The 22,786-nt window shown below is 35.8% G+C and carries 18 protein-coding genes; 6 read left to right on the forward strand and 12 right to left on the reverse strand.

Annotation, left to right across the window (positions count from 1 at the left end):
* Positions 1-56 precede the first annotated feature (56 nt).
* From QYS48_RS15410 to QYS48_RS15440, 7 genes are all read right to left on the reverse strand, one after another.
* Positions 57-2,522 (reverse strand): DUF2309 domain-containing protein, encoded by a 2,466-nt coding sequence (locus QYS48_RS15410; RefSeq protein WP_308356697.1) that lies wholly within the window; start codon positions 2,520-2,522, stop codon positions 57-59.
* A 31-nt stretch (positions 2,523-2,553) separates the two neighbouring features.
* A complete protein-coding gene (locus tag QYS48_RS15415) occupies positions 2,554-4,200 on the reverse strand; it encodes a proton-conducting transporter membrane subunit (protein ID WP_308356698.1) in 1,647 nt (548 codons plus the stop codon).
* Positions 4,201-4,402: 202 nt separating this feature from the next.
* On the reverse strand, positions 4,403-4,861 hold the full coding sequence (locus QYS48_RS15420; RefSeq protein ID WP_302129070.1) for a fasciclin domain-containing protein: 459 nt from the start codon (positions 4,859-4,861) through the stop codon (positions 4,403-4,405).
* A 537-nt stretch (positions 4,862-5,398) separates the two neighbouring features.
* The gene (locus tag QYS48_RS15425) at positions 5,399-6,463 is read right to left on the reverse strand and encodes a serine hydrolase domain-containing protein (RefSeq protein WP_308356699.1); all 1,065 of its coding nucleotides are present in this window, start codon (positions 6,461-6,463) and stop codon (positions 5,399-5,401) included.
* Between the two features lie 127 nt (positions 6,464-6,590).
* On the reverse strand, positions 6,591-7,388 hold the full coding sequence (locus QYS48_RS15430; RefSeq protein WP_308356700.1) for a helix-turn-helix domain-containing protein: 798 nt from the start codon (positions 7,386-7,388) through the stop codon (positions 6,591-6,593).
* 563 nt (positions 7,389-7,951) lie between these two features.
* Positions 7,952-9,970 (reverse strand): OmpA family protein, encoded by a 2,019-nt coding sequence (locus QYS48_RS15435; protein ID WP_308356701.1) that lies wholly within the window; start codon positions 9,968-9,970, stop codon positions 7,952-7,954.
* 222 nt (positions 9,971-10,192) lie between these two features.
* Positions 10,193-11,434, reverse strand: coding sequence for a sodium:proton antiporter (locus QYS48_RS15440; RefSeq protein WP_308356702.1), 1,242 nt, complete (start codon positions 11,432-11,434; stop codon positions 10,193-10,195).
* A gap of 220 nt (positions 11,435-11,654) precedes the next feature.
* Here QYS48_RS15440 and QYS48_RS15445 point away from each other — a divergent pair, with 220 nt between their 5' ends.
* Complete coding sequence (locus QYS48_RS15445; RefSeq protein WP_308356703.1) at positions 11,655-13,076, forward strand: DASS family sodium-coupled anion symporter; 1,422 nt, start codon at positions 11,655-11,657, stop codon at positions 13,074-13,076.
* Positions 13,077-13,315: 239 nt separating this feature from the next.
* A complete protein-coding gene (locus QYS48_RS15450) occupies positions 13,316-14,809 on the forward strand; it encodes a DUF4493 domain-containing protein (RefSeq protein ID WP_308356704.1) in 1,494 nt (497 codons plus the stop codon).
* A gap of 103 nt (positions 14,810-14,912) precedes the next feature.
* Here QYS48_RS15450 and QYS48_RS15455 read toward each other — a convergent pair whose 3' ends face one another.
* A complete protein-coding gene (locus tag QYS48_RS15455; protein WP_302100647.1) occupies positions 14,913-15,542 on the reverse strand; it encodes a hypothetical protein in 630 nt (209 codons plus the stop codon).
* Positions 15,543-16,042: 500 nt separating this feature from the next.
* Between QYS48_RS15455 and QYS48_RS15460 the strand changes: the two genes are divergently transcribed.
* Positions 16,043-16,408: an endonuclease domain-containing protein gene (locus tag QYS48_RS15460; RefSeq protein ID WP_302100646.1), complete on the forward strand. Its 366-nt coding sequence runs from the start codon at positions 16,043-16,045 to the stop codon at positions 16,406-16,408.
* A gap of 410 nt (positions 16,409-16,818) precedes the next feature.
* Here QYS48_RS15460 and QYS48_RS15465 read toward each other — a convergent pair whose 3' ends face one another.
* Together QYS48_RS15465 and QYS48_RS17115 are read right to left on the reverse strand one after the other, a co-directional pair.
* Positions 16,819-17,232 (reverse strand): hypothetical protein, encoded by a 414-nt coding sequence (locus tag QYS48_RS15465; protein ID WP_308356705.1) that lies wholly within the window; start codon positions 17,230-17,232, stop codon positions 16,819-16,821.
* A gap of 29 nt (positions 17,233-17,261) precedes the next feature.
* Positions 17,262-17,486 (reverse strand): helix-turn-helix domain-containing protein, encoded by a 225-nt coding sequence (locus QYS48_RS17115; RefSeq protein ID WP_369592736.1) that lies wholly within the window; start codon positions 17,484-17,486, stop codon positions 17,262-17,264.
* Between the two features lie 458 nt (positions 17,487-17,944).
* Between QYS48_RS17115 and QYS48_RS15470 the strand changes: the two genes are divergently transcribed.
* Positions 17,945-19,324, forward strand: a complete 1,380-nt coding sequence (locus QYS48_RS15470; protein WP_308356706.1) for a Shedu anti-phage system protein SduA domain-containing protein — start codon at positions 17,945-17,947, stop codon at positions 19,322-19,324.
* Positions 19,325-19,441: 117 nt separating this feature from the next.
* Here QYS48_RS15470 and QYS48_RS15475 read toward each other — a convergent pair whose 3' ends face one another.
* Positions 19,442-20,911 carry a hypothetical protein gene (locus QYS48_RS15475; RefSeq protein ID WP_308356707.1) on the reverse strand — a complete coding sequence of 490 codons (1,470 nt, stop codon included), beginning with the start codon at positions 20,909-20,911 and terminating at the stop codon, positions 19,442-19,444.
* Between the two features lie 403 nt (positions 20,912-21,314).
* Between QYS48_RS15475 and QYS48_RS15480 the strand changes: the two genes are divergently transcribed.
* On the forward strand, positions 21,315-21,605 hold the full coding sequence (locus QYS48_RS15480; protein WP_308356708.1) for a hypothetical protein: 291 nt from the start codon (positions 21,315-21,317) through the stop codon (positions 21,603-21,605).
* An 86-nt stretch (positions 21,606-21,691) separates the two neighbouring features.
* Complete coding sequence (locus tag QYS48_RS15485) at positions 21,692-22,225, forward strand: GNAT family N-acetyltransferase (RefSeq protein WP_302100639.1); 534 nt, start codon at positions 21,692-21,694, stop codon at positions 22,223-22,225.
* Between the two features lie 22 nt (positions 22,226-22,247).
* On the opposite strand, the gene greB is transcribed toward QYS48_RS15485, so the two are convergent.
* A complete protein-coding gene (gene greB / locus QYS48_RS15490) occupies positions 22,248-22,781 on the reverse strand; it encodes a transcription elongation factor GreB (RefSeq protein ID WP_308356709.1) in 534 nt (177 codons plus the stop codon).
* Between the last annotated feature and the right edge of the window lie 5 nt (positions 22,782-22,786).

Below are 22,786 nucleotides of genomic sequence, written 5' to 3' on the forward strand. Positions count from 1 at the left end.
AATAAAGTAAAATTGCTAAGGGTATAATTTGTTTACCCTTAGCAATAAAAAATATTTTATTTAATAATTTTCCATTCCAAATCACCAGTGTATTGATATGCAACCTTTCCTTCCTCATTCATCGCAAATAAATAAATCCACTCATTATCGCATAAGTCTCGGATTGATTGGTGCTTTTCTAGAATTTTACTCATTTCATCAATTGGTGCTTCAATAACTACGTTTAATCGCTGTGGTTCATGCTGATATTGCGTACCATCATGAACTGATTGCCACGGTAAGCCTACTCTTAAATCACCTCCAAAACCTTCCAAAACACCTAATCCTCCTACCACATTATGAAGCGTTTTATTACCTGCCCCAAAAACTTTATTATCTACTGTAGAAGCATAATATTGAAGATTGATCCAGCTTGTCACCACCATAGGAGCGGTCATAATCAATTCTAACACCCCAAATTCAGTATCTTTATGCCAGTCATAACTATGCAAGAAGGCTTTGGCACCAAAATCTAAATTTTGAGTTCTTTTTCGGGGAGCCACAATGAAAGAAGAACAACCTGCCAAACCCCATTCTGGTCTAACTTGAGACCAATCTTTACATCTAGAAAGAACTTTGAAATCTAAATCTAAAGCTTCTATATTCATTCGTGAAGCTCGCTCTTTTCTTGAAGATTTAGCTGCTACTTTAAGTGCATGCTTTATCTCTTCAATTTCAGCATGATGTGATGCCGGAATTAATTCCTCATTATAAATTGTTACTTCATCTGTTGTTGTATCGTGCTGACAAGCAATAAAATGAGTCTCTGATGGGATGTGAATTCCTTTTTCATTCAATCTAGCTCTTACTTTAGGCTGATTTAAAACAGCTGCCGCAACTTTTGCATTAGCCTCACCCGTATTCCCGCCACATGCTCCACAATCCAATCCTGTTGCATGTGGATTATTGACCGTACTTGAACCATGCCCAACAATCATTACAGTGCGAGCAAAATCTTCAGTAAGTAACATGGCTCTTAATGTTGATTCTGCCATACTTAATTGATCTTCATCCGAAATCCCATAAGTATTGCCTTCAACATCTGTAAAATTCAGATCAACCCTCTTAATATGATTTAACTTCTTATTAATTCCATCTTCATTTGGATGGGGAAAAGGCCTGCTTAAACCAAAGGAGTCAGTAAATAATTTAGGGAGATAGGAGAGTCCCACTGGGCCTACAAAACTAAAACAACTGATGGCTCCTAGCTTAAATGAATGCCAAGCTCTGCTAACATGTTGTTTTAAAGTTCTACTTTTTATAGCATTCAAATCATTTTGACTGTTATTTGTCGTCTCCTTTATTGTATGCGTTGTATTTAACAATACAGGGCATTGATTACTTGCTTCATTATGTCCCAATTGAAGGAATTTAACTGGAAAAGCAAAGAAACCTGCAAATCCCATTGTTTCAATTCCCGAATCAGCAGCTTCAAGATTTCTTCTAAATAATTCAGATCGAACATCAATACAAAAAATGGCTTGAGCTTTTTTAGTTTCTATTTCATCATTATCAAGTTTTTGATTTTCAAATTTTAAGATAATTTGTCTTTGATTGGCTATGTCAAAAGCATCTTGCATAATAAGTTGGTAGGCTAATGCCTTGCTTTGATCAGAATCATTAGCAAACAAGCTCATTTTAACTTTATCATTAAGCCATTCTTTTTCCAGCTCTTTTGAATATTTAATTTTATAAAAGGCATATTCCCAGCTTAATAATATAGCTAAAAGTTCTTCAGTAGCATGTGATTCTTGATCTCCAGCTAAATTCGCATCCCAATCGATTCTCGAGGTAAATCCTGCCCAGCCCCCAAGGGACATTAAAATAGAATGTAAGTAAAGATCAAGCGATTCATCATGTATATTTAGCTTATTGATTAGCAGTTCATTCAGTTCTAAGTAATTATTAGGTAGTTCTTTTATCAAGCTTCTGAAACCTTTTAAGCCCATCAGTTCTGTACTTCGGTCTACTTCAGCCTCTTTTTTCCAAGATTGATATATTGAATCACTTTTATCCTGCGTATTCCATATGGCTTGATCATTATCAAAGTAAGCGGCAGCCCATTGAGAAATACGATCAATCATAAATCTTTTCCAATCTTTTTCCTCCAACTCGCTGCACAATTCACTTATTGATTTTACTCTGAAAGACTGATCATTTTCTATATCATCCTCTATCAAAGCCTGAATAAATTCATTTACCGATAAATTTGAATGGTTTCTTTTTAATGCTTCCTGAATATCATCATTTGTAATTCTAGCTTGATTTAAAGCTTCCAGGTAAAAAGAAATGGGCAATGTGGCCTTTGCATTAGCGGTTATATTCAATTGTTGCATAACCTTAGAGAATTTTTGGTCTGCCATTCCCAAATATGGATTTACAGCAACAAAATTTTCTAAAGACCATAAAGGGGCAATCTTTGATGCTGCATTTTTAACTGCGGCAGAAACTGTCCCGTGCTTGATGTTATTTTGAGTTTGCATTTGATTTCAATTAAAGTATTATTAGATCTAATTATCGTTGAGATTCCATGCTTAATTTTATTTCAGAAGACCTTTGTTCTTCTGTTTGCTCTTCCTCAACAGTAAGATTTGCCCACTTGAATTTATCTTTCTTTAAAGCCCCGATCAATCGATCAAAAATTACATTGGCATAAAGGCCATTTCTGATATGGATACCGAGATTGTATGTAAAACTCCCTTTTTTGAGGTTTGGGGCCATTAATTGCAATAAAACCACTAAAGCAAAGAGAATTAAAATTGATAGTACAGCCATTTTAATAACCATTGTAGGTTCGTAATGTGTTGGGATTTGACTGTGCAATAAGTAATGAGCTCCTTTTTCTAAGCTAAAAAATGCTAGTGCAACCATGAAAGCTAAATAGGCTGATTTCATAATACCTTTTATGCCACCTGAAGAATCTAAAGCTGGAGCAATTATTTGAGATAAACCCATTACAATAATGGCTCCAGTAGCCATAAGTGCAAATTCTTCATCTGGCTTAATGCCCCAAATCCAACTAAATAATCCATAAATAACAATGGCTATCATTATACTAGTGATAATTCTGCCAATACTTCCCTTTCTGCTAGGTAGCTTAACTCTTTTAGCCTTAACCGTGTCAATAACACTTCCTGAAGAAAGAAAAGCATGGGCTTTATAAAATGAATGCGCCACTAAATGAAGAATAGCTGCCGTGTAAACTCCAAAGCCACAAATTAGCAACATGAAACCCATATGAGCTACTGAGGAATATCCTAAAGCAATTTTTACAGTGGGTTGAGTCAAAAATACTACTGAAGCAATCATTGCGGTAAATCCTCCGATGAAGATAAGTAGGAGAGAAGCTGGTTCGGACATATTCATTAAGAATGCCATTCTGACCATCAAGAAAGGGCCTGCATTAAGTAAACCTGCATGAAGTAAAGCAGATACAGGAGTAGGGGTTTCAACTACTTCAATTAACCAGCCATGAGTTGGAAATTGCGCTGATTTCAATACTGCTGCAATAACCAAAAGAATAGTTGCTGATGTTAAAGCTGTATTTAGGTTAGAGATTGCACTGGCTTTCTCAAAAATTAATTCCAGATTTCCTGTATTGAATTGTAGATAAAGAATGATACAAGCCGCTAAAAAACTGAAATCGCCTATTCTAGCAACAATAAATTTCTTTCGAGCTGCTGCAACTGCTTGAGGTCTATTTTTGTAAAAAATAAGAAGGTAGTGAAGACAAATACTGGTGATTACCCAGAAGATAAATAATTGAGCAATATTCCCTGCAATCACAAGAAGTTCTACTGAGGCAATGGTGGTCGCTAATCTGGCTATGAAAATATTTTGTCTATCATCACCATCAAGATAGTTTAGGCTATATTTTAAAACTATAAATCCTAATAGTGCGATCATAATCAACATAGTGATACTCAAAGGATCCATTCTTATTGCAAATCCTAAACCAGAACTTCCTAAAAGCATGGATTGGCTAGACCCTAAAAAGTAGACAACAAAAGCACATGTGAGCGATATGAAAATACCTAACCAACCTATTGTTTCTATCAATAGCTTCGCTGGTTTTTTCCATTTAAACAGTAACATTATGGCCAGTCCATACAGAAGTAAAGGAGCCACTAGGGGAACTAAAGCGTAAAGGTTTGTTTGCATAACGTTTTATTTTTATGCAAAGGAAAAGCATTTGTAACATAAATAAAAGTTAATATATTTTATGATTTACATATAATTTATTTATGTTTACTTGAAATAGGTTATTTAAATAAACTGAGGCAAGAATAGTAACTCACATTTCATTTTAGTATTGACCAAAAAAAAGCTCCAATTGGAGCTTTTTATAATGTTTTTTAATTTTTTAATTCTCTGGTGGAAGAATTACAGCGTCTATAAGGTGAACAACACCATTTGAAGCCTCAACATCTGCTGAAACAACATTTGCATCGTTTATTTTAACCCCATCAGTAGTTCCGATTGTAATTTTCTTACCATTCACAGTAGCAGCTTCCATACCATCAGATAAATCGGTTGACATCACCTTTCCACTTACAACATGATAGGTTAAAATAGATTTAAGCTTTTCAACATTTTCTGGTTTCAATAAGTCATCTAAAGTACCTTCAGGTAATGCAGCAAATGCTTCATTGGTAGGAGCAAAAACAGTAAAAGGACCTTCTCCTTGTAATGTTTCTACTAAACCCGCAGCTTTTACAGCACTTACTAAAGTTGATAAACTTTCTGTACCCATAGCTAGGGCTACAATATCATTTGAAGGCTCTTCCATCACTTCCTCTACAACCTCTTCAGCTTCTGACATTTCTGTGTTTTCTACTGTTTCTTCAGTCATGTCGGCACTTTCATCAGAGCTTTTTTCTGAAGAACCACCACATGAAAACAAGAACAATAATCCAATCGCGAATAAATAATTTAATTTTTTCATAGTTAGTTTTTTTTATTACAATCGTATTAACATAGGTGGAGTACAGTTGTTCACATTATTCATATAAAAAAAATTAATTTTCATATTAAAATAATTTAATGGCACTATGAGGTCCTGACACGCAATTATTCAAAATACTGAAGAAACAACCACTACTTAATAGATCTGAATGAAAAGTTAGAATGCTTTTAATATAGGAGCCAGAATCGATCTTAAAGCTCTTGGAACTATTAGCTAATGATTTGATGCTTATTATCGGTATGTCAATATGGATTGTGCGAAAAAAAAATGATACACCAAACTCATTAAATATCATTGATAGTATGCTTATGATGCGCTTAGGGCAAATACTGATACTTTAAAATACAGAAACTCCATCAGGTCGATGGAGCTTCTAATAAAAATAATGCTATTTTATTGATCCTTTAATATGCTTTCATACATGGTATTAAGCATATCGTTTCTGAGCTTCCAGTCATTCTGATTCATAAAAATTAGCACTCCCCAATCAGAAAGTCTATTATAGCAGAGCATAGAGGATTGTCCTAATAAATCTCCGGATTTTAGGTATAAAGTATTATCGCCATCCTGTATAATATTTGTACCTAAGCCAATAGCTTCATTTCCCTCAATAAAATACGGTACTTCAGTTAATTTAGCAGCTTGACCGATTGCACTAGTTTCATCTAGCAAAGCGCTTAAGAATTTCATCATATCAGAGGTACTTGATTTCACCAAGCCTGAAGGCGCAACAATATTCCAGATAAAAGGAGCTTGCACGCCACCGTCTTTATTATAGCCAATTGCGACATTAGCAACATCAAAGTCTGTGGTATAAGTACGGGTCATGTTGAGTGGGGCAATAATCTTTTCTCTGACAAGTTGATCATAGCTTTTCCCATATAAATCCTCCAAAATCTGACCCAGCAGCACAAAACCGACAGTAGAATATCTATAACTACCATAGTCTTTTAAGCTGTTACATTGATTGATCAGCTTAGTTAATAAATCTTGGTCTACCGAAGCAGTAGGTTGTTGAGGATTTTTTTCAATGAGTTCTCTAAAATCAATATCTGGCAAACCTGATTGATGCGAGGCCAGATCCGATATTTTGATCTTGTTTTGAATAGTTTTATTCAGCTGATAAACCGCAGGCAAATAATCATCAATATAGTCATCAACCTTTAACTTACTCTCTAATACGGCCTGAGCAATTAGGTTCGCAGTCATAATCTTGGTGATTGAGGCAATTTCAAATAGCGTATGCTTGTCAATAGCTTCATTCCCTTCTCGGCTCAAATTGCCATAAGCCGTAAAAAAAGTTTCTCCTCCTTGTATAAAGCCAACGCTCATGCTTATCTCAGGATTAGACTCATGGAAGCTATTGACCAGAGAGTCGATACGTTGGGTGATGCGCTGAGCGTAAGTGAAGGTATTAACGAATAATAGAAGCGAAATAATAGTAAATGCAGTTTTCATTGTGTTTTAATTTTTTGATTAAATGATGACACAAATCTGCACCTAAAGTCATTCTGAATCGACCGACAACGCAAAGTCGAACGCATTACTTACAAAACAAAACGTTCGACTTTTTACAAGAGCCTGATTATAAGTGCTTTTTACGGTATTCTGTAGGTGTGAAGCCTGTATGTTTTTTGAAGGCCGTATTGAATGAAGATTTTGAGTTAAAGCCTACTTCATATAATACCTCTAACACAGTTAACTTCTTATTATTTTGATCAGATAAAATCTGAGTTGCCTTTTTAATTCTGAATGAGTTGATATAATCAAAGAAATGAAGACCAATTTCATGATTAATCAAGACAGAAAGCTCCCTTGCCTGTAATTCAATTTTATCTGATAGCGCCTGAATGTTAATCGATGGATCGAGATAAGGCTCTTCTTTCAGCATATAATCATTAAGCTCTTTAATTCGGGCATTGTGAAGGGTATCATTCTTGTCTACAGTTTTATTTTCGGCTACCAAAGTAGCTACAAGCTTTTGCTTAGAATCTACATTCCTAAATAAGCCAGGATTGTTCAAGGATTTTAATAAGTACCAACAGATGATGATGAGGTAAAAGACATATAAAGAAGCACGTAAAAGAGTGGAAATATGCTCATAGCTCGAAAACTTGAAGATATTTTTAAGTAAGGCCACCGCATAAAATAACGATATAGCGAATGCCAATTGAAATAGCCATTGGTAGGCCTGTACTTTCTTTCCGGCATTATTTTCCATATATAAGTTTCTCGCTTTCCTTATAGCTAAAAAAATCAACACCAGGTAAAGGATGACTTGTAAGTGGAGTAACACATGATTGACTTGTACTTCAAATACCTCTTTAAAATTTGTAAGAAACTGTATTTTTTGTTCATTTCCCTGCAAGTAAAAACGAGGCATAAACATCAGGTTAACCACAACAAAAGGTATAGTATGTACCAGATGTTTAGGTCGAAGGCTGAAATTAGAATAGCAAGCAGAAAGTACATAAAGGTACAAAGTTGGTAATTGCAAAAAGATCACCAGATTCCTCATCATCGCCAGATTGGTCATCAGTCCATTATCTGAAGTATAAAAATAGCCACTTGTATCAATAGCTGTGAGTAATAAAAAGGTTGCAAATAGATAATTACTCCGCTGATTAGGCGACTTTAGGGTAAAAAGAAAAAGCGCTAATAGCAGTGATACCGATATGGAAATGACCACTACAACAAAAAGAAAGCTCGAATGCATGAATAGAATTTCTTAAAAGCCTCAGCTAAATTGTAGATAGTTGCTGATAATTGCTAACAAAAAATTTATTATTGATTGTTTTAAACAACATTAGAAAAATATAACCAAAGCTATCCATCCTATTAGCGGTAAATAGCTAAGTTTCTTTTTTGACTATTTTACATAAGGCGGACTATCGTTAAAAAACATTTTCTAATTGAAACGCCACCTTTTAAGTACTCAAGAATAATTTATAAAGACAATATAGTGTATTCCACTCTTCTGTTCTGCTTTCTCTCTAACTCAGTTTTTCCTTCCGTAATAGGTTTTGAAGAACCATAACCTTTGGTCTTAATTCTTTTCTCATCAATTCCTGCCTGCACTACATAGGCTTTTACAGCATCGGCTCTGTCTTGTGACAAGATCTTATTAAGCCTTGCAGAACCTCTTCTTTCCGTATGACCTCCAATTTCTATTTCCATGGTTTCAGAAGAACGCATGAGTCTGATCAAGCGATCTAATTCAGGATATGAAGCTTCCAAAATTTCATAGCTCCCTTGAGCAAAATATACATTATTCAAACTTATAAATGAGCCTTCGCTTAGCGGGCTTAAATAAATGTCACGGGTAATTTCCTGATAGTTCTCCTTTTGCTTTAAATCTATATTGTCATGCGTAGATAAATAACCGTCTAAGTGTGTATAATAACCGTAGTGCTCACCATAGGGCAGGATTATTTGATAAGTTCCATTAGAGCCCTTTGACTTTACTTTATTTAATCTTCTTCCTCTAGGTAAGGATTCAAAATAGATCTGAGCATTTAAAGGCTCTTTTGTTTGAGCATCCAACACTTTACCTTTAATCAATACCACAGGATCAGGTTTTAGTGCTTCTGGTAGTTTCACTCGGTATAGATCTAACTGGGAAGCATTATCATTTGCTGATACCATATAAGCCCACTCACCATGAGCCGGAATCGTAAAATATCCATCCCAGTTTGCGGTATTGATTTCAGGTCCTAAGTTGATCGGCTCACTCCATTCAAATCCTCTTTCATCCAACATACGACTCATAAAAATATCCTGATCACCATAACCCGAATGCCCTTCGCTGGAGAAATAGAGTGTTTTACCATCAGCCGCTAAAAAGGGGGTAATTTCATTACCAAAGCTGTTCACAACATTTTTTAAAGAACTGGGGCCCGACCAACTTTTAGTGTAGGTTCGTGAAATAGATCGGTATAAATCATTCATACCGGCATTATACCCTGTTTTTAAAGACATAATCATAGTGGTACCTGAGGCTGAAAGGCTCGTTTCTGCCGTATTTGAGGAATTCATATAACTTGATATCTCTATTTTTTCAGGTATAGACCATTTATCGCCTTCCCATTTTGCAATTGAATAGCCCTTCCCAATTAGGCTTAAACCATCATCTGAATAGGTATTGCTTAAAATTAGTGTAGAATTATCAGTGCCTATCCCCATCACATTATTGTTGCCGGCTGTGTTCAGTGGAAACCCCAGTTTTACCGGATTTCCCCATTTCCCATTCTCCAAATTAGAACGCCATATTTCCTGCGCCATTTCGCCCCCTTCATTTCTGGTAAAATATAAGCTTTGGCCGTCATAAGACACGATGGGATTTAATTCCTGGGCATCCGTATTAATAGGATAGGGGAGCTTTTCCTTGATCACTTTAGGCTGGCTTGCCAATTGATTAATTGCCGGTTTATCTTGTAATACGTGGAAATAATCTACGCTTATGCCAATATCTCCATTCAATACCACTCCAATTTTGCCCCCTTGAAAATGGAACCTGCTTGCCCGTATTTGAGCTAACTCTCGATCATTTATACTAAAATATATGGAGTCTTGCCGTTTATGAATGGTCAGTTTATGATCGTTGCCTTTGCCTCGAATTTCAGCTGCCTTACGCCAGCCCGTAAACTGCTTGATTCGACTTCCCCAGCTCGAATAAATTTTATAGACTCCGGTAGAATTAATAACAAAGGAAAAAGTCGATCGGCTATTATAATCCGATCCCCAATGGATACCGTATGAAGCCTCATTTCCACCCTGAGTTTGCCTAAGCAAAGCTTCAATTTTATAATCTGATTTAGGGTTTATGGCAATGTGACTATAAGTAGCAAAAAGATCTGTTTGATTCGTTCGGTCGATGCTTAAGCGCTGACCATCATAATGATATTGGGCATAACTATCACTTTTAAATTGCCATGAAAGAGCTGGGGCTATAAAATCTTCTTGCATCAAAAAGTTCGTTTGAGCAGACAAGAAAAAGCTTGAAGAGCAGCTTAATGACAGCAGCAAAAAATACTTCATAAGTTTAGTCAGGTTCATTTTGCCCGCTAAAGTAATAGAAAGGGCTTAAATATACTATAATCCGAATCGTCTTATGGGATCAAATATTCTCAGTACTTTAAGCCGAATAAGTGCCATAGTACTATATGTTTTATACTTTTCTCTTCAAAATCAACTCACTTTCAACCATTTAAGCACTTTTTCTACTGTTAGTCCTTGTACGATAATGCTAAATACCACAATGATATAGGTTATGGCCACAATAAGCTCTCGATTCATCTCATCCGTAAGGGAAAGCGCTAAGGCAATTGAGATTCCTCCTCTTAATCCTCCCCAAGTCATGATTAATCCTGTTCTTGGAACAAAATCCAATTTCTTTTTGAAAATTTGAATTGGCCCTAAAAGTGCTAGGTAACGACAGATCAAGGAAATAGGAATGAGGATTAATCCGGCTATAATATAGTTATCTTCAAAACTTAGAATCAGTACTTCTAAACCTATTAAAACAAAAAGGATGGCATTCAAAAATACATCTAAGATTTCCCAAAACTTATCTACATAGCGTTCAGTAATTTCGCTCATGGAAGACTGTCTTTGTGTATCATTCCCTAAAAATAAGCCTGCCACTACCATGGCTAAAGGACCAGAGAAATGTAAACTGCTAGCCAATAAATAGCCTCCCATCACCATAGCTAAGGTTAGCATGACTTCAGTTTCATAATTGTCAATTGATTTGAGCATCCAATAGGTAGCATAGCCTAAGCCTAAACCTAAAAGTATACCACCACCCACTTCTTCAAAAAATAAAAAGCTGATATGACCTATGGAGATATCTGCCTCAGGATTGGCTGCGAGCTGAAAAAGGACCAGGAAAATGACTACTCCCACACCATCATTGAAAAGGCTTTCACCTACTATTTTGGTTTCCAGCCTTTTGGGAGCACCCGCTTTTTTGAGAATACCTAAAACCGCAATAGGGTCAGTAGGAGAGATGAGCGCACCAAAAAGTAAAGCTTGCATAAAGCTTATGGGAAGATTCATGAAGTTAAGCAAGTAAAAAGTAAGACTTCCAATCAATATGGTAGATACCAAAACCCCGAAAGTAGCAAACATCAAAATAGGATAGCGTTGTGTTTTGATATGGCTCAGTTTAGTATGCAGTGCCCCAGCAAAAAGCAGGAAACTAAGCATTACATCAAGTAGAACTTCTTTAAAATCAATAGAACTAATAATTTCAACCGCATTATTTAAAAGCACATCCGTAAAAAAAGAAGAAATGGTAATGCCAAGCGTGAACAGCATGGCCATGATCATGAGGCCTATGGTAGTCGGCAATTTGAAAAACCGAACGTTCAAATAACTAAATAAGGCAGAAATGACGATTAGTAAAGTTATGATTTGGAATATATTCATGCTCTTTTTTTGAAGTCGAAAATAGGGAATCTGTGATTAGTGTCCTAATGAAATTTATTTAATGATAGTAGCACTAGAAAATAAGTAAAATTAAGGATTTGAGGTTCAATGATATTATAGTTCTACTTTAAATAGCACTACTCTTAGGTTTAGATCGTTGAAAAAAAATACTAAACTTGCAAAGTTAAATAACTACAATTGCTTATTAATTTCTACCCCTATGAGATTTTTTAATGATTCCCGTAAAACGGCTAGAAGGATGTATAAAAAGCTGCATTTAAACTGGCTTTTCAATACTTCCACCTTTATAGGCAATTTGTTCATAGCTTTGATTATTTCTTATTTTTTTAGGAGGCTAGGATACGGTGAGGCTGTAGATTTTGTGTTTTTGGTTAGTATATTATCTGTAGGCTTATGGGTTACAGAAGCCATTCCACCATTTGCAGTTGGCATCCTCATCATCTCATTATTATCTTTTGGCTTTGGCACAGACTATTTATTAGAAACAAAATTTCCAGTAGAACTTTTTACCGGCACCTGGACTAGCAATGTGATTTGGTTATTGTTAGGAGGTTTTTTTCTGGCTGAAGGTATGCGAATAGCAGGTTTAGACAGAGCATTATTTCGGTTTACGGTAGAACGATTTGGAAATCAGGAAGATAAATTATTGCTTGGCCTTATGTTCACTACTGCCATAGCCAGTATGGTGATGTCGAACACTGCCACCACAGCGATGATGATTACCTCTGTATTGCCGCTAGTGCATACGATCGGAAAATCATCTCCCTTCTCCAAAGCCATCTTAACAGGCATACCAGCAGCGGCATCCGTAGGGGGAGTGGGAACCATTATTGGGAGCACGCCAAATGCTATAGCGGTTGGGGCATTGCAAGAAGTGGGAATCTATATTTCCTTTACCGACTGGATGGCGATAGGATTTCCTATGGTGATTATATTAGTCTATATGTTTTGGTATTTTCTAAAAAGCAGATTAAAGTTAGGGGAAGTCAGACTGAATCTCGATGAAATTTTACAACCCAATCAAAATACTGATAAATTCAAAAGAAGAGCTGTAATGATCACCGTGAGTGTGACCATTATCATGTGGTTAACTGAATATTTCCATGGTTTGCCAGTGGCTGCCACCTCCGCCATTCCTATTTTATTTTTAACCATTACTCAGGTTATCAGAGCGGAACATGTCCGCAAGCTACCATGGGATACCTTAATGCTAGTAGCGGGTGGTTTGGCATTAGGTATAGCCATTGTTAAAGTTGGACTGGCTGAGATCGTGATCAATGAGATTAATGCATTGCCTATATCAGTCCTATTCGTAACGATAATCTTCAGTGTGCTGGCAGTGCTAGTATCCAATGTGATGAGCAATACGGCAGCGGCTTCTATTTTGGTTCCATTAGCAGCCAGTTTAGCCCTTCCATTTGGGATTACTGGTCCTATTATTGTAGCCTTAAGTTGCTCCTGCGCAGTACTTTTACCCGTTTCAACTCCAGCAAATGCCATTGCCTATTCTACGGGTATGATGGAACAAAAGGATTTTAGACAAGGAGGTATCTTTTTTATTATTCTAGCCCCAATTTTTGCTTTTGGAACAGTCATGCTGTGGTATCTTATAGCTTTTTAAAAAAGAAAAAAGATTTTTAAACCAAGTCTTACAAGAAAATTCAACCTACAACTTCTAATCCACAACTCCCAACATCCAACATCCATCATCCAACATCAAACCCCCAACATCCATCATCCAACATCCAACTTCTAACCCCCAACATTCCCAAAACCTCCAAAAATTGTTTTAACAAAATATTATAATTATTTCATTTTTTATTCATAAATTAGGTATAACTATCACATTAAGAACCTATTATGAAAACTATATCTAGTTATCTTGCCATTGTATTCCTTGCCACATTCCTTTCCTGTAATGAAGAACTCACAGATCCAGAATCAGAAAAGGAAATAGGGTTTTTGTCACTAGCCTTAAATTTAGATATTGACATTCAAAAGACTAATAGACAATTGTCTGTCAATACTGATGATTTTAAAGTGATTATTTATGATGAATTAGATAATGAGGTTAGCTCTTTTGAAAGATTTGCAGACATGCCAGCACAAGTGGAATTGCCGGAAGGTAATTATTATGTGGTGGTTCATTCAAATAACCTGCTGCCTGCTGCTTTCGATAATCCATATTATTATGGTACTAGTTCATTATTCACCATTAATAAAGGAGAAGTAGAAGAGGTAATCGTAACTAGCGAATTGGCCAATGTAAAAGTAAGTGTTGCTTATTCAGATAGTGTTTTAACCAATTTTGATGATTGGGAAACAGAAGTAGCTTTAGGTTCTGATGCCTTAATTTTTGTAAAAGATGAGACTAGATCGGGTTATTTTGAGGTTGGACCCTTAACCATAAATGCGACTTTATATTTTACAAAATCCGATGGTACAACTGACTCAAGAACCGTTTCAGGAACTATCGACAATCCCCAACCAAAAGATCATTACACGATTACAATTGATGCAACACTTGAAGCGGGTAGTTCTTCTTTTACCATAGAGGTTGATGATAGTACAAATGATATTGATGTGACCTTTACAAATTCCGAAAATCAATGTTTTATTGAAGGTCAATTTACAGGAGTTCGATACATAGAATACGAGGATCCTGATGAGGAAAATGAATACAAGCTCTATTATGATGAGACCACAGGGAACGTAATCGGTTTATTGGAGCAGGAGAGTGCACCTCCATATTTTGAAGTGAACTTAACCTATAACGGCAATGATCAGGTAATCCGAGCCGAAAGTATTGATGGGGCGTATGAATACTTTTATGATGGTAGCGGTAGAATTTCAGAATATTTGTATTACGATAATTTAGGGGCTGGAAACTTTGAACTTAATGGACGCATTGTAAATACCTATACGGGCACTCAACTTACAAAAAGTCAATTTTATAATAATGATGGGTCAGGAAATTACACTGTTCCTGGCAGCTACCATACTTATATTTACCCTAACACAACTACTAATGATCCCGAGCAGGTAAACTCTCACCAATCGAGCGGCTTAGTTACTGAAAGAAGCTTCTACACTTACGATTCTAATCCAAACCCATACCGAATGGTAGGGGGATTCTTCTACTTCTACATTGATGTTCCAGGCATGGACTTTTCTGATCATAATGTAGTTTCTATTGTGCAAGAAGAATGGGATGCAGTGGCTGGGGCATTCGTTGCAGATGAAAGCTCTACCATTAGTTATACTTATAATGCAGAGGGTTATCCTACTGAAGGCAGTGTAGTGCAAAATGCAGAAGAAATAATAGCTATCTTTTATAATTATTGTTCACTCTAAATTAGCCAAAGCTTTAAGCTATGTCTATTCAGATTTTTTTAACGGTAAAAGAAATAGCCCCTTGGATCATAAGTTTTCCAGGGGTTTTTTTATTGGAAATACCTTATGCTCTTTCCGCTACTAATGTCTGTTTGTTAATCACAATAACACTAACCCAAATGACCCACCAAGCATCCAGGAAGAATACTATTTTTTGTAAAAATGGAAGATAGTAGAAGCCTATTTTCGTTACAAAAATCACAAATACCACAAAACTGAGTAGATAGCAAGCATAGGCAAGCTTTTTAAATCCTTTGTTTGAATATTTTGTAAGCTCAATAAAGAAGGGGATTAAGGCTACACTTCCAAATAAAGCGGTCACCACCACAATTGCATCATGGTAGCTCGTATACATAAATATAAAAGCCGTCATGGTAAGCACCCCAAATACTCTGATGAGCTGAGTTTTTCTGTTTTCCCAATGAAAAATATCGGGTAGTATGTAAAAGAAAATGATCATGGTAAGGCTCAATATCAGATGTGAGACTATGGCAAGACCCCTAGCTTCGTTTACCAATCCACCTTCCGTCACAGGATTCATCACATCACATAAAAAGTTATGAAAGAAGCTATACCCCTCATAAATCGCATGATTTTGAGAACCTCCAGGATAATCCGATGCCGCGAGGGTAAAAACAACTAAATAAATGGCCAAGCCAAAAATGGGAAAATAGGGAAGGTACTTTTTAATCATGCTAAAAATTTCAATAAGAATGCAAACTTAACCAATCTTTTGCATTTTGGTTCGTTAAGCTCCCATAAACAGAGGTAAATGATACCCCTCTGTCCACCAGTTGGCGGACATCTCCCCTTAAAAGGGGAATAATTAAAACCCCTCATCCGCCTACTGGCGGAAGCTCCCCTTAAAAAGGGGAGCAGCAGAGTGTGCAAATCATAATCTGACTGCTTAACATTTATTTTTATCAACATTATTAATTCAAGGATTATATGATATTAATTAAACTACCAAGTTTGCTAGAAGCAGTTCCCAGCTCCCCTCCTTGCAAAGGAGGCGTGTCCGCAGGACGGGGTGGTTTCAATACCTTGTCCGAAGGACGGTGTGGTTTTAACAACAAGTACGCAGGACGGGGTGGTTTAAATCCCATTCCGCAGCAGGACTGATAACTTTTAAATACCTAGCATCATAAGATTAGAATAAAATTAATATCTTGATGAAGCTTAATTCCCCAAAAAGTGAAAAATCAACCAATAAACAATAAACCCGAACTAAAAGCCTACCGCAAAAACCTTAGAAACAATGGCACCCCAGCTGAAGCCTATTTGTGGAGTTTTCTAAAAAACAAACAGCTAGAAGGAAGGAAATTTAGAAGGCAATTTAGCGTAGGTCATTACATTTTGGACTTCTATTGTCCTGCTGAGAAGTTATGCATTGAATTGGATGGCGCTGCCCATTTTACAGATGCAGGTTATGAATATGATCAGCAAAGAACTGCATTTTTAAATGCCCAGGGTATAAAAGTGATTCGATTCGAAAACAAAATGGTTTTTGATCATACAGAAAGTGTGTTGGAGAGTATTAAAAGCTGTTTTAAGAAATAACCCCTCTGTACGCTAAATAGCGGAATATCTCCTAAACAGGGGAATAGATAATACCCCTCATCCGCTAGCTAGCGGAATCTCCCCTTAAAAGGGGAATAATTAAAACCCCTCATCCGCCTAGTGGCGGAAGCTCCCCTTAAAAAGGGGAGCAGCAGAGTGTGCAAATCATAATCAGCGTGCTTAATATTTAATTACATCTTAAAAAAAAGTGTGCTAATTTTAGATAGTATTATAAAATAACTACCAAGTTTGCTAGAAGCAGTTCCCGGCTCCCCTCCTTTCAAAGGAGGGGTGTCCGAAGGACGGGGTGGTTTCAATACCCAGTCCGAAGGACGGGGTGGTTCTCACCCACAAAAAAGCCCCTTGAACAAAATTGCTCAAAGGGCTTAAGGCGATGAAATGATCATATGCTATGCGGTTAGAAGACTTTCAATTTCCATAATTTTATCTTCTCTGTATTGCTTTTGCAATTTTAGTTCATCGATACTGGCTTGCTGAAGATAGGCTTCCTCTGGGGTCAACACATTTCTACCTTTCGATTCCGTCTCTACTTCCATGCTGATTTTGTCTAACAAAGCCTGCTGATTGTCAATCATCTCTTGAGGCGCATTGGTACTGTTTAAGTGCGCCAACAAGCTTTCCGCTTTGGCTAAATCATCCTTTAATGCATCAATTTCGCTTTGATCCATTTCCTGTTTAGACAGCTTATTGGTCAATCGTACTTGTGATCGCACAATATCTCTATCTAACTCTTTTGATTCTGCTGACCATTTCTGCTTCAGATAAGTCAACTGCTCGTTTGTCATTTGATCTAGGGTTTTCATTTTTATTTATATTTAAAAGGTTGAACATACTACGCTAATTCAAATCGGGATAGCCTTACCAGTTCTCGCATACTGCTATTCATGAATTGCTCAAGGCACTTCAAGAGTTGGGCAGAGGGGAGATGAATTCCGTGCTCTACTTTGGAGATGGTGGATTGATTCACATTGAGTTTAATTGCCAGTTGTTGCTGGCTGAATTTGTGGTATTTTCGAACGAATCGAAATACTCTAGCACTAATTTCTTTAGTTTTCATAAGGCATTAAGTTTAGGGTTGAACATATGCTAATAGAACATTCAAGCATTGTGCCAAAAACCATATTTACGCATGGCTTTTTTAATTTTATCCAAATAAAATTATGCGTATTTTTATTTTGTAAAATAAATTATGCGTGGTTCAAATTTTAAAAGTACGCATAAGTTTTTCTGTAGAGCTAGAATATATGCGTACTTCAAATTCATCGCGCATATATGCGTGAAATTTTTTTAGAATTTTTTATGCGTGGATTAAAAAATAAAAATGGGAATAGGGGAGATCGCCCTATTTTTCATCTAAGATTTTAGTTGATTGGTCTAAAGGCCTTTTATATATAATCTAAAAGTGCTAGATTGAGATTATTAATTACTTTCAACTAAAACCTAAAAGATATGCCTGTCAAACATAAACATTTCGGAATAATTTGTAAAGTAATTCAAAAAAGGTTTGTTGTATAAATGGCTAGGAAAACACCATATGAAAAGCTACAAACAAGAATTAACGGGATTCTGAATAATAACCCGGAATTGAATAGAAATGGAAACCGAATCTATTACCAAGGTCAATTGCTCATATCATTCAATGAGAATTCCATCACCTATTCTCGGAGAAGATATTACCCCAGATCTGAAGATCGAATAGGAGAAGCAGACTTTTCAGCTAGGATAATACTTTCACATGAAACAATTCCCTTAATAAGTAGCTCATCAGCTAAACCTAAAAACTTATTTCAGAAAATATTCACCCTCGTAGGAAGTCAGCATAATCAAGGTTTAAATCGTATTATCATTGGTGCAACTGAGAGTAGAATTGACGGTAATAATCTTGAACTCACCTATGGACTCTATGATACACTGAGGATTATAAACACAGAAGAACGAAGAGATGAAAACATTCGATTTAGAACACGAGTACAGCCTCTAATTGCTCAAAACTTTGGATATGAACTAGCTATTCCTGAAAATCAAATTGATTGGGGTGTTCGATTGCAAGAAGTAATTGCAAGTGGAGAAGTCTCCCAAGCAGACATTCAGGAAATAGCTAATCAATTAAACCCAGGGGAGAATATTCAAATTGTCCTGGAAAAACAGGTGAATAAACAAGTTTCATGGTTGCTTAATACGATAGAGATAATTATTGATGAAGGAAATTTGACTGTTCCAAGATCCAAAGAGCTTGGGGCTGAACAAATCGAGCAATACACCCAAGCTTCCATTAAGGGTCCAGAGCATTTAATGGAAAAAATATTAACTGACTTTGGGCAACACGCCCTTTTTGGAGTTCCCGCTCTTATTAATACAGGCAAGTATGTGATGAACGACCGGTTTCCTCGGGCACAATTTGATTTACTTTTAATTACGAGTTTGGGAGATATTGAAGTAGTAGAATTAAAAAGAACTGATACCATTGTCTTAGACTTTGATGATCGAAGAAATAAGTTCTACGCCTCTTCGGAACTATCAAAAGCGATTGCTCAAACAGAAAGGTATATTACTTCAGTAACCAATGATAACGATAGAGAATACCTTATAAACAATCAAACTGTAAGAGAATACTTAAATGACGAGCTTGGTGAGTTAATCAATGTAGATACGGTTCGACCAACTGGACTCATTATTATTGGCTCTACGCGAACTTGGGCTAAGGACTATGATGATTTAGAGGATGGTGTTAGGGGTAGAATAACAAGAGATGCTTATAACACCAATTGTGAAAGAGCTTACCGTGAGTTGAAAGATTCCCACAAGAATATTAAGATAATTACCTATTCTGACCTAGTCCAAAGTGCTAGAATGAGACTTGAGTTAAGTGAAGAAGAAGCAGATGAAAATGATTAGCTTATATTTTATCTAAAAAACACTCTAATTCTATTTTAAGCTTATAAACATGGTTTCAATAAAACATAAATAAATATGTACCTCTAGCAAAATACTAAATTGGATTCCTAACCAGTCTTAGTGAAATTTTCTGCTAGCCTTTAAAAAGTAAAAGATAAAATAGCCTGAAGAAAGTCGCATCAATATATCCCAGCCACTCATAATTCTTTCCCCTTGGTAAAAGAAAGGATGAACTGGATTTAGAAAATAAAAATATGAAACAATTGCCAGTTTAGTATTTGTCCAGCTAAAATCATCTGCAGAATTCATGATTGAAGGGGAGAATTCACTTAAACAAAACCATAGAAGGTGAGCGCTAAATAACCAGAAGAATGGAACCCAGACATTAACTCCGTAACCACCTAGAACTTTATGAGTCCATAGAATCAGTCTATCTCCTAAAACTCTTATATTTCTTGTTCTAATAATACTTAGTAACTTTCTATAGGACTCTAATTCTTGAACCTTAAAAAAAGAAGCGTCCAGAGCATTTTCTTGTTTTGAATGGGCATATTTTAATTGCCTAAATACTTCTTTTCTTTCCCTTAGTTCTTGAAGATCTTTTTTGTTTTCCTTACCTATCATTTCTTTTTCATTCCACTGAATATTAAAAAAATTGGCACCAACCAAGAATGATCTATTAAACTTGCAAGTGCAGGATGATAGATTTAGGTCATTAAAAACAGCATCAGAAAGATCACAGTCAGTCATCGTTAAACTATCACTAATATTTGAATGTGTGATTTCGAATTTAGAGTAGTTCACAATTCTGTCTACATAAAACTCATTTACGAAATACCCATCACAAGTGAAGCTTTCTAAACCTCTACAATTTGAAAGCGATATTTTATTTAATGATGTCTGGTGCCCTTCAAGTTTTATTTTTTGTAATGAAGAATTAAGAAAATTTAATTCTCCGATATCATAATTGATTTCTAATGTAGTTAAATTAACATTTTCACCTGAAATGGTTAAGTTTCCTTGTTGAGATGTTTGAAGGTGACCACAACTGGAGTCTAAGAATTTTAAAATATTTATTGATTTTTCTGGTTCAAGCTTAATAATATTAGAATTGTTCGAAAAGGTTAATTCACGTGTATTAATTTTGAGTAATTCTTTTAGTTTGCAGTCAGAAAACACCACTTTGTTTTTAGAATAGATTTCTCCGCCAGATGGAATTATATTTTCAAATAATATGTCTTTTACTTCATTCGAAGGCCCTATATTTAACTTTCCATTAAAATTCTTTTTAATATCCAAACTGTTTAAAGTGCAGCTGTTCAAAGAAATCAAATTGCATCCCAAGTTGGTAATTTTTATATATTCACCTTTAATTCCATTAAGCGAAATGCTTTTTCGAATTTCAGAGCTAATACTTAATTGAGAGATTTCACAATCCTCAAAAGATAAGCTTTGCATGCCTATACCTATTAGGGATAGTGGTTCTTCAATTATAATATTATCCATTTTTACATCACCTGAATTTCTTTTCGATATGTTTTTTAGCTCCTCAATGAATTCTCCAGCACTTAGTTTTCTTTTATCCATATTAAACAGCATTAGTATTTAAAAGTAATAAATCTTTTAATTTCAATGCTATTTGTACAGAACAAATCCTGAAACATTTAGAATAGCTGTAAAGAAGATACTTAATTACATAATGGGAGAAAGGTGAGCTTAGAAATGGACCATTATTATCCCTTTCAATTGAACTGGATTAAAAATGATCAGATGAATACCATCTATTTTAGATCAAATGATATACAAAGCAATTTTGGAATTGTAGCCTATGATGTAAATCAAAAAAAATTTTACCAAAACTTCCTATTTAGCGAACAGCTTTTCTCCTGATGGTCAATATCTTGCGGTAAGCAACTATGAATCTACAGCTTATGGTGCTTGTGATAAAGAGTATTGTTTTAAAATTATAGAAGTCGCTGCGGGAAAAGTGGTGGAATACTTCTCAAATAAAGAACTCGGTGAACCACATGGCTGGATAGGTAATTCAGGACATCATTATCTATTTAAAAAGAATTATAGCGCAAGAGCAAAGGAACCCGCTGAGAATTTCATATATAATGTAGAAACTACAGCCATTATAGATCGGTTTGAAGGTGAGATTATCAATGGCTTCAGACGTAAAAATATTAGCTATTTCATATCAGATGGGTATTTATTGCTAAATACATCAGATTATAGTGAAAACCAAACTGGAATTAAGTTATATAGCTATAAAAACTAAGGTCGCTTTATCTCAATTATTCTGTTTAATTTATTTCACTACTTTTATTAAAATAAAAATAAAGTATTCTTTAAACTCAGCAGCCAGTGAATGTCATAGCCTTAAAAGCAATTACTATAAGACCCGTAGCACCAGAAGATGCGTCCTTATTATTTGAATTGATGACCAGCGCTAAATTTCTGGCCAAAATCGGGGATAGGGGGATTAAATCTGAAGCGGATGCCAGGCAGTATATACTAGCCAAAATGCATCCTGATTTAAAGAAAAAAGGCTTTTTTGTCAACCATATTATTATGGATAGTGAAACAAAAGCGGAGATTGGAACTTGTAGTCTACATGATAGAGAAGGAATAAATGGGGTTGATATCGGCTACGCCATTTTAGAACGCTATGAGGGGATGGGCTATGCCACTGCAGCAGCTCAAAAAATGGTAGATTTGGCCTTTGGTACCTATGGGCTCAGTAAAGTCTGTGCAATCACGAATGTAGATAACCTAGGCTCGAGCAAAGTTTTAGAAAAGGTTGGCTTTAGTCATGTGGGTAATATTGAAGTCCCCATAACGGATCATCCAGTGAAATTGTATGAATTGTCGTATGATGAATTTAAAAATAAGCGCTGACGGAAAGCAAAAAACCGATGGTTTAGGAATCAGAAGTATCAGTTTGTTCGTAGTCAATCTTAAGTATTCTCCAATTAAATTCACCGGCAGGCGTTTTAACCACGACTTCATCGCCTTCAGTTTTATTTAAAAGCGCTTTTGCAAGAGGAGAGTCCATGGAAATATAGTCTTTATTGCCAATAATCTCTTCATATCCCACAATACGAAATCGTCTTTTTAATCCTCTATCAATATTCTCAACTTCCACCCAGGCGCCAAACATTACTTTGCCTTCCTGAGAAGGGTGATAATGAATGACTTTAAAGTTATCAATGCATTTGCGCAGGTAACGAACACGGCTATCAATTTCACGTAAGCGTTTTTTATTATAATGATAATCAGCATTTTCAGATCGGTCGCCTAAACTGGCGGCCCATGAAACTTTGGCCGTAGTCTCTGGGCGTTCCACTTTCCACAAATGATCCAGCTCATCCCGCAATTTTTGTAATCCTTCAGCAGTAATCATTTGCGATCGATTCAATTTAGGCAATGTAGATTCCGGAATTTTACGTCTCATGTTTG

Source organism: Marivirga arenosa, from assembly GCF_030503895.2.
GTDB classification, from domain to species: domain Bacteria; phylum Bacteroidota; class Bacteroidia; order Cytophagales; family Cyclobacteriaceae; genus Marivirga; species Marivirga arenosa.